Annotated in this window: 10 protein-coding genes; all 10 read right to left on the bottom strand. The window is 73.0% G+C overall.

Annotated features, from left to right (window positions below):
• Positions 1-946 (bottom strand): hypothetical protein (locus tag I59_RS07580; RefSeq protein ID WP_022903342.1); only part of this gene is annotated, 946 nt, incomplete at its 3' end.
• A gap of 31 nt (positions 947-977) precedes the next feature.
• Entirely contained in the window at positions 978-1,286 is a 309-nt protein-coding gene (locus I59_RS07585) for a hypothetical protein (RefSeq protein WP_022903343.1), read from the bottom strand.
• Positions 1,279-1,770, bottom strand: a complete 492-nt coding sequence (locus I59_RS07590) for a WXG100 family type VII secretion target (RefSeq protein WP_022903344.1) — start codon at positions 1,768-1,770, stop codon at positions 1,279-1,281. The genes I59_RS07585 and I59_RS07590 overlap by 8 nt, the downstream gene beginning before the upstream one ends.
• 101 nt (positions 1,771-1,871) lie before the next feature.
• Positions 1,872-2,162 carry a WXG100 family type VII secretion target gene (locus I59_RS07595; RefSeq protein WP_022903345.1) on the bottom strand — a complete coding sequence of 97 codons (291 nt, stop codon included), beginning with the start codon at positions 2,160-2,162 and terminating at the stop codon, positions 1,872-1,874.
• Positions 2,163-2,291: 129 nt separating this feature from the next.
• Positions 2,292-2,621: a hypothetical protein gene (locus I59_RS07600; RefSeq protein WP_022903346.1), complete on the bottom strand. Its 330-nt coding sequence runs from the start codon at positions 2,619-2,621 to the stop codon at positions 2,292-2,294.
• A gap of 1 nt (position 2,622) precedes the next feature.
• Positions 2,623-3,396, bottom strand: coding sequence for a hypothetical protein (locus I59_RS07605; protein WP_022903347.1), 774 nt, complete (start codon positions 3,394-3,396; stop codon positions 2,623-2,625).
• 73 nt (positions 3,397-3,469) lie between these two features.
• On the bottom strand, positions 3,470-4,270 hold the full coding sequence (locus I59_RS07610; protein WP_022903348.1) for a hypothetical protein: 801 nt from the start codon (positions 4,268-4,270) through the stop codon (positions 3,470-3,472).
• A gap of 16 nt (positions 4,271-4,286) precedes the next feature.
• Positions 4,287-4,847, bottom strand: coding sequence for an FHA domain-containing protein (locus I59_RS20780; protein WP_022903349.1), 561 nt, complete (start codon positions 4,845-4,847; stop codon positions 4,287-4,289).
• Positions 4,848-4,907: 60 nt separating this feature from the next.
• Positions 4,908-6,302 carry an FtsK/SpoIIIE domain-containing protein gene (locus tag I59_RS20785; RefSeq protein ID WP_261976538.1) on the bottom strand — a complete coding sequence of 465 codons (1,395 nt, stop codon included), beginning with the start codon at positions 6,300-6,302 and terminating at the stop codon, positions 4,908-4,910.
• Positions 6,299-8,413: FtsK/SpoIIIE domain-containing protein (locus I59_RS20790; RefSeq protein WP_261976539.1), on the bottom strand; the 2,115-nt coding region annotated here is incomplete at its 5' end. The genes I59_RS20790 and I59_RS20785, both read right to left, overlap by 4 nt.

An 8,413-nucleotide genomic window follows, 5' to 3' on the forward strand; every position in this document is an offset into this window, starting at 1 on the left:
CGAACTTCGACCCGCGTCCGACGGCCTGGAACAGGCGGACGCCGTTCTCGATGGCCTCGCGCGGGATCCGCGACAGGGTGATGAGTCGCTGGATGACCTCGGCGATCCGGACGACGAACCGCATCACGGTCGCCGACGTCGCCGCCGCTCCGACCACCGCGGACGCGCCGAAGGTGAAGAAGCTCAGCGCGATGCTGACACCGACCTCGACGCCCACCGCGATGGCGAGCTCCTTGACGATGTCCATGATCTCGTTGCGCGCGGACACGGTCTGGTCGATGAGCGCGTCGAGCGCCTCCACGGCGGCACCGGCCGCGGTGGACATCTGGCCGAGCGTCGTCACGACGGACGAGCGTGCGGAGGACATCGACGCCCACTGCGGGATGTCCGACGAACTCGCGACGGCGAGCGATGCGGCGACGCTGCTCGTGATCGACTGGAGCTGGTCGTCGTAGGCCCGCCAGGCGCTGACGGCCGTGCCCATCTTGTCGGTGTCGGCGAGCGGGAGGTGGAGACCCATCGAGGCGAGGGCCTCCTCGACCCAGCCCTGGAACTCGCCGAGCGCGCCGGGCCACCCCTCGCCCATCGCGGTCGGGACGGAGGTGTCGAGGCTGACCTCGTGCGTCGGGACCGAGATGCCACCGTCGCTGTCCTGCAGGGCACCGGCGAGCTCGGCACGCTTGTAGGCCTGGCCGGTCGCGCCCATGATCGAGTCGAACGCTGCGAGTGCCGTGGCGACGCCCTCGCTCGCCTCGCCGGCCTGCTTCGCGATGCTGTCGTAGGAGTCGATCCACTCCTTCGACGCCTCATCCGGACCGGCCATCCCGCCGGACCCGGAGAGCACGCTCTGGAGCGATGTCCACGCCGTCGCGAGGTCGTGCGAGGCGGTCGCCATGTCGTTGCCGTCGCGGGCGATGCCGAAGGCGTCGAGCCGTACGTCGGTCATGCGGTGGGGTCCCCTCGTCCGTCGCCGCGGGTCATGCGAGCTGCGCGCTGAAGTCGGTCCAGGCCGTGTTGAGCGCGTCGATGGTCTGCTGGTACGCCTGGAGCACGAGCTGCGAGTGCTTCGTCAGGCCGTCGGCTGCCTCCGCGAGCGTCGTCGCCTGGGCCGACCACTGCTGGAACGTGGCCTGGAACGACGCCATCGCCGCGCCCTGCCACTCGGCCGGGAGCACGGCCGCGAAGGACTGCGCACCCTGCTGGAGCAGGAGGCAGTACTCGTGCAGCTGGGTCATGGACTGCACCAGCTGGGTGAGGGTGGCGATGTCGGCCTGCTGCTCACTCATCGGCCGTCCCTTCCTGCAGCGTCGCGGTGGCGTCCATCGTGGCGATGCGGCGGTTCCGTCCGGATTCGTCGGCGTTGCCGTTGCCCGCCGTCACCCCGCTCGTGACGACGACGTTGCCGCCATCCTGCGCGTCCGGCGTGCTCGCGGCGCCCTCGGTCCCCTCGATGCGGCGGACCGGGACGACCTGCTCGTTCTCGAGGAAGTTGCCGGAGAGGCCGGTCTCGTTGAGCTCGTAGGAGACACCGGCCTGCCGGAGCCGCTCGGCGAGGTCGCGGAGCGTCGCTGCGAGCGCCGCGGAGCCGGCCTGGAAGTCGGTCCACGACTTCTGGAACGTCGCAGCGTCCTCGCCCTTCCAGAGCACGTCGACGACGCTCTGCACGTGCGAGTTCGTCGACCCCACCTGTGACTCGAACGTGGTGACGACGGACTGCAACGTCTGTGCCACTTGCCCGAGCGTCTCGGTGCGGACTCGGTACTGCGCCATGGTCTCCCCCGTGGATCGGCCGTCGAGCGACCGGTGGTGAGCCGGTCAGCGGCTGGAGCGGACTGGTCCGGGCAGCCCTCGGCGGGGCTGCCCGGTCCGGATCAGCGGAACGTGCCCGAGATCGAGTTCTCCGACTCCTCGTACGAGAGGGCCGCGCGCGAGAGCAGCTGGCTGATGCCGGCGAGCGACTCCTTCAGCTGCACGGCCGACTGGTCCCACTGCTGGTAGAGGTCCTGGAAGGACGACGACGCGGCGCCCGACCAGTCGCCCCCGACGAGGCCGTCGACGAGCGACTTGAGGTTCTGCAGCTGCGACTCGATGGACTGCGAGCCGGACTGCAGCTGGTTCGAGACGCCCGAGAGCGACTCCGAAGTGACGCGGATGTCCGCCATGGTTCCCTCCAAGAAACACACGTGTCCCTGGGGTCGATCATCGACCTACCCCCCGATGAGTGCCCACCCCCGTCCGGGGGCCGACCGGAGCAGCATAACCGATGCTGCACCCTGCAACGAAAGTATTCGTCACCAACCCGGTTGTCCGGCGCATGCCCGACCGAGGAGGTCGACGCCGTGCTCGGGGTGCGTGACCGCGGCCCAGAGCGCTCGGGCGTCCTGGGCGTCGAGCGCCCGGTCGACCTCGGCGAAGAACACCGGTGCCGCCGCCACCCAGCGTGCGAGGCCCTCGTCGAGCGCGAGCGCCCGCGCGTCCTCGGTGATCGCCCGGAGCCGCTCGACTGCCGCGCTGACCGGCCGGAACCCGTCCGCACCCTGGGCACCGACGGCGCCGGTGAGGACCTCCATCACGGGGCCGCGGTAGCGGCTGCAGAACTCGACGGCGGCAATGTCGGTCACCTCACACCCCCGTCTTGCCGTCGAAGACCGCGATCCCCGAGTTGGTCCGGAAGAACTCCCCCTGGTCGAGCATGGTCGCCGATCGCGAGTTCGGCAGCCCGCGCCGCGTGGCCTGCGCCCGCAGCGCCCGGTCCAGCCGGTCCGCGTCGGCGTCCGAGTAGTAGACGTCCCCGATGATCTGGATCGCTCCGAAGTCCGGCGCACCGCTCCGTGCCCAGAGCTTCACCCAGCGACGGAACTGCTGTGGCCGTGCCCGCTGCCGCATCGCCGGTCCGTCCTGGAGCGCGACCGTGAGGTAGTGGTTCGCCGACCCGACCGCCTGGGTCCACCGCTCGGCGAAGCCCTTGATCCCACCGGACTGCGCGTACCGGTCGGCGCGTGCCTGGTCGTAGACGGTGTACACGGCGGGGATCTCGTCCCAGCGCACGAGCCCGAGCAGCGGGACGTCGACCCCGGCGTCGGAGACGGTGATGCCGCGGTCCGGGTCGCCCAGCGTCTGCGCCAGGCGGTTGCGCCGGAACCGCAGGACGGCGAAGAAGTAGAAGGCTGCGACGATCGTGACGCCGTGCGCGATGATGATCGGCCCGAGCCGACCGAGCAGGCTCGTGACGACCTCGAGCGCGACGACGACGACCACGGTGCCGATCAGGGTGAGTCGCTCACGCCGGACCACGGACGCCCAACGCGCCGGATCGGGCTTCACGGTCACCGGGTCGAGCCCGGTCGGCGCCCCGCCGTCCGGCACGCCCGGGTTCATCGGCTCGTTCGCGTTCATCGGATCGCAGCCCCTCGTCGTCGGAATCCGCGCAGCAGCCTACATGCGGGGGACGAGCGCGAGGCAGAGCTGGTCAGGACCTGAACGGGTTGCCGGTGGTGCTCGTCGGCCGGTCCGGCACGACCCCGTCGACGGCCACGCCGCTGAGCAGGCTCGCGTACTCCGCGAAGTCGGCAGCGCCGGACGACTCGACCGCGTGGATGCCGCGAGCCTGTGCCTGGACCAGGACCGCTGCCGTGATCCGGTCCGTGTCGCGCGGCGAGAGGACCGTGTCGAGGTCGAGGACGTACTGCGCGAACGCGGGACCGTCCACGTTCGGGAAGGTCTCGAAGCCCCGCACCCAGCGCTGGTCGACGACACGCGAGCGCAGCGCGGGAGCGTCCTCGAGCAGGAACCACAGGTGGCGCGTGGCCCCGCCGTTCCCGGCAGCCCACCGCGCAGCCGTCCCCGCCAGACCCGGCCGTGCCAGACGCCGAGCAGTCCGCGCCGACTCGTCCACCGCGAACACCGCACGGACCTCCGACCAGTCGACGAGCGGCACGAGCGGGGTGTGGAGCCCGATGTTGGACACGCCGAGCAGCAGCCCCGGCTGGCCTCCCGCGGGACGGAGCAGGGCGAGGCGACGCCGGAGGAGCACGATGCCGAGGATCGCACCGACGACGAAGAGCAGCGCAGCGAGGACGATCGGTCCGGTGCGGCCCCAGGCGACGGCGGCGACGAGGACAGCCGTGACGACGACCAGCAGCAGCACACCGTCGCGGAGGTTCTTCGCCGCGATGCGACGGAAGCGCTCGGCGTCGTACCGGACCTCGAAGCGTCCGTCCTGCGCGAAGAAGGCCCGCCAGCTGTCCCGCGTCGCGTCGTCCAGAATCACGATCCCACCGACCCCGTCACCGCACCCGCGCCCCCACCGACCCGAACCACAGCTCGTCCCCCGGCACGAGCTCGACGGCGAGCCCCTCCGGGCACCGGTCCTCCCGGTCACCACGGCGGAGCACGGTGCCGTTCCCGGACCCCCGGTCCACGACGCGCAGCCCGTCGGGCCCGAACTGCAGCGCCGCGTGCACGCGCGACATCGACCGGTCCGGGTCGTCGACCGCGAAGGCACGGGCACCCTCGCGGGCCGCGATCTCGTCGGGACGACGGCCGACCAGGACCGTGCCCTCCTCGACGAGGAGCGTCTGCCCGGTGGTGAAGACCAGCTGCGGGAGGGCGCCGGACGGGGCCGGCGTGATGGGCGCGCGCCGTGCCTCCAGGCCGGTCGCGGGAGCGGGGCCGGGACGGGCGGGCGGTGGCGGGACCGACGCGGAGGGCTGCGGCGGGACGTCCGCGGTGTCGCCGACGGCGACCGGCGTCGAGCGCCGACCACCCGTGGCGAGCTGGCCGCAGGCCAGGCAGAACATGCTGTTCGGGCGCAGCTCGGCCCCGCAGTACGAGCAGCGTGCAGCCATGCGGACCACCCTACGTGGCCCGGGAGGCCCGGATCACCGCGTGCTCCCGGCCACCGTCCGTCAGGCGGCCGGGTCGGGCACCTGCACCTGCGTCCACTCGCCGCGACGGTGCAGCGCGCCGCCGCCGGCGGGCTGGCGGCCGACCATCCACTTCGGCACCTTCTGGCCGAAGAGCTGCGTGCCCATCAGGGCGCTCGTCGGGGAGAGCAGCAGGCCCTCCTGGGTGCGCCGGACCTCGCCGTACGGCCCGGAGAAGGTCTTCGCGGCGGCGTCCGGGTTGGTCGCGACGACGAACACGAACCGCGCCTTCTCGCCCATGAGGGAGTTCTCGAGCGGGGTGTTCGCCACGAGCTCCGCGTCGTCGACGAGCACGGTGACGGGTCCGGAGGGGTCGTCGTACCGGCCGAGCGCCGGGGCGAGGTCCATGAAGCCCATCGGGTCGGCGAGGAGCGGCACGCCGACCTCGCGTGCCCAGGCCGTGAACACCGAGTCCTTCGTGGCGACGGCGATGACGGGTGCGCCGGTCCAGACGAGCTGGTGCGCGATCGCGGTGAGCACGGTGGAGCGCCCGGTGCCGCGCTCGCCGACGACCTGGAACCCGCCGGCCGCCGGCCAGTCGAGGGTGATCCGGGCGAGTTCGTCGCCGCCGACGCCGATCGTCGGCCCGGTCGGGTTCGAGCGGGCCGCGACCGGGAGGTCCTGCGAGTCGGCGAGGGAGATGCGGGGTGGGAGCGCGTCGACGCGGAACGGGCGGGGACCGGCGGTGCCTCGGGCGTCGGTGGTGTCCGCGGCGTCCGTGGCGTCCGTGCTGTCGGTCTGCTCCGTCCAGCGGACGCGTGCGGTCTCGACCGTGCCGCGGAGGGCGGCGGTCTGCGCCTCGGCGGAGGCGTCCTGCCCGAGGACGGCGAGCTGGGCCTCGCGGACGGTCGGCCCGAAGAACACCCGGCCGGCGGGGACGCTCTCGGGGAGCTCGCGGACCATGACCCCGGCGCTCCGGTAGTCGTTCGTGTCGCGCATCGGCAGCACGTACTGCTCGCTGATGAACCCGGCGATCTTGTCGGACGAGACGGTCCGGTCGCCGGTGACGGCGACGCGGATGCCGGCCGCGGGGCCCTCGCGGAGGACCCGGGTCATCTGGTCGCGGATCGGCAGGAGGTCCTCGGGCTGCATCGAGCTCGTGGCACGGTCCCAGCCGTCGACCCCGACGACGATGTACGGCAACCGGTCGGCGTCGGACGCTGCCGTACGACGCTGCTCGACGATGGTGCCGACGGCGGCCTGGGACAGCACGGCCTGGCGGCGTGCGAGCTCGGCGACGAGGCGGTCCATGAGCCGCGGCAGCCGGGAGGGCTCGAGCGGCGTGACGACCGCGCCGGTGTGCGGTGCCTGCGCGAGCGGCAGGAGCCCGCCGTTGCCGTGGTCGATGACGTAGAGGTGCAGGTCGGCGGGGCTCATGCGCTCCACGGCCTGCGCGAGCACGGTGCGGAGCGCGGTGGTGCGACCGAGAGGGCCGCGCCGAGGAACAGCAGGTGCGTGCCGGCCTCGAGGTCCCACACGAGCGGCCGCTGGGTCTGCTGCCCCGGCACGTCCTCGATGCCGAGCGTGATCGTCGTCGGCGCCCCGGTGCCGCCGGCCACCTGCGTCAGCGGGAGCAGCGCGGGGAGCGGCATCAGCCACGGTGAGGCGTTCTTCGGGATGCCCATCGCCTCGGTGGCGCGGGTGACGACGTCGACGAGTGCCCGGAGGTCGGTGTCGTCGTGGTCGACCGGAGCCGCCGCGTGCCGCTTCACCGGGAACCGCGGCGGGTAGGCCAGGCCCTCCCAGTCGACCGCGGCGACCTTCGGCAGCTGCCGCTGGACCCGCTGCACGCCCTGTCGGATGCCGGCGACGCGCGCGGTCTGGAACCCGCTCGGCAGCGCACCGAGCCCGGCCCGGACGAACCCGCGACCGGGCGTCGACTGGCTGATGAGCGCGGCTTCGGGGGAACCGAGCACGTCCGTGGAGTCGGCGCGGTCGGTGACGCGGAGCGCGACGCGGAGGTTGATGTTCGACTGCATCTCGGGCGTGATGACGCCGCTCGGCCGCTGCGTCGCGAGCACGAGGTGCACGCCGAGGGACCGGCCGACGCGGGCGATGCGGACGAGGCCGTCGATGAAGTCCGGGTGCTCGGTCTTCAGCTCGGCGAACTCGTCGATCACGATCATCAGTCGCGCGAGCCCGTTCCGCGCGGCGGCGTCGGGGTCCTTCGCCCAGGCGGCGTCGACGTCCTTCACGTTCAGCTCCGGGACGCGGAGTGCGGTCTCCCGGCGCTTCAGCTCGGCGTCGAGCGAGGTGAGGGCGCGCTCGGTCTCGCGGGCGTCGAGGTTCGTCACCATGCCGACCGTGTGCGGCAGGCGCGAACAGTCCGCGAACGCCGACGCGCCCTTGTAGTCGACGAGGACGAAGTTGAGCGCGTCCGGCCGGTTGGCCATGGCGAGCGACACCACGAGCGCCTGCAGGAACTCGGACTTGCCGGAACCCGTGGTGCCGGCGACGAGGGCGTGTGGGCCGTCCGCGGCGATGTCGATCGCGAACTCCCCGTCCGCGCTCGCGCCGACCACGACGTGCGTCCGACGCGGTGCGCGCTGCCAGCGGGCGACGATCGGCGCGGGGTCGTCGAGGTCGACGCCGAGGAGGTCGACGTACCGGACGCTCGTCGGCAGCATGCCCTCGTCGCCGACGCCCGAGACGTGGCGGATGGAGCAGAGGCTGCGGGCGATGCGCTCGGCGGTCGGCACGGAGAGCCCGTCGAGCAGCACGGACGCGTGGTACGCGGCGTCCGACTCGAGCCGTGCGAGCGAGCGGTCGTCGTGGTCGACGGCGATCACGGTGCGCGACTCCTCGGGCAACCGGGCCCGGTCCGTGTCGAGGGCGACGACGTGGACGCCGACCCGCGCGCCCTGCTCGAGCACCTGGACCATCCCGGGGAGCGTGCGGTAGTCGCGGGCGCCGTCGACGACCACCACGACGTCGGTGTCGAAGTCGCCGGCGCTCACCGCGGAACCAGCGCGGCTGCGCACCTGCACGAGTGCGGCGAGGTCGCGGAGGCGCTCACGCCGGGAGTCGTCGGTGTTGCCGATCAGCGCGAGCGCGCCGTCCTCGGCCTGTTGCGTCTGGGGCAGCCACTGCGTCCACGCCCACTCCGGCGCCGCGTCGTCGCCGCACACCACGACGATCCGGGTGTCGCGCGGGGAGCGCAGCGCCGCGACCGCCGCGAGCATCGAGCGGACGAGCGCGCGGGTCACGTCGGCGGGACCGGCGACCCCGACCACACCGGCACCGAGGTCGACCGAGACGGGGGCCGGCGCGACCCCGACGTGGTGGGCGCCGGTGTGGCGGGACGAGCCGCCCTGGAAGTTCGCGGCGAGCGGCACCTCGGCCACCCCGACCCGGACGTGCAGCGCGTCGGCGTCCCGCTTTCGTCGCTCCCACAGCCGGGCGAGCGGCCGCGTGGCGATGTCGCGCACCACCACGGGGTCGACGCTGCGGTACCAGGAGTCGAGCCGCTGCTCCTTGACGAGCCCGGC

Origin of the sequence: Curtobacterium sp. B8, from assembly GCF_000333315.1 — a bacterium.
Classification (GTDB): domain Bacteria; phylum Actinomycetota; class Actinomycetes; order Actinomycetales; family Microbacteriaceae; genus Curtobacterium; species Curtobacterium luteum.

Bases quoted from the DNA above. Each gene is read 5' to 3' on its own strand.
- I59_RS07585 (WP_022903343.1), bottom strand. From the start codon at position 1,286: ATGAGTGAGCAGCAGGCCGACATCGCCACCCTCACCCAGCTGGTGCAG.
- I59_RS07590 (WP_022903344.1), bottom strand. From the start codon at position 1,770: ATGGCGCAGTACCGAGTCCGCACCGAGACGCTCGGGCAAGTGGCACAG.
- I59_RS07595 (WP_022903345.1), bottom strand. From the start codon at position 2,162: ATGGCGGACATCCGCGTCACTTCGGAGTCGCTCTCGGGCGTCTCGAAC.
- I59_RS07605 (WP_022903347.1), bottom strand. From the start codon at position 3,396: ATGAACGCGAACGAGCCGATGAACCCGGGCGTGCCGGACGGCGGGGCG.
- I59_RS20780 (WP_022903349.1), bottom strand. From the start codon at position 4,847: ATGGCTGCACGCTGCTCGTACTGCGGGGCCGAGCTGCGCCCGAACAGC.
- I59_RS20785 (WP_261976538.1), bottom strand. From the start codon at position 6,302: ATGAGCCCCGCCGACCTGCACCTCTACGTCATCGACCACGGCAACGGC.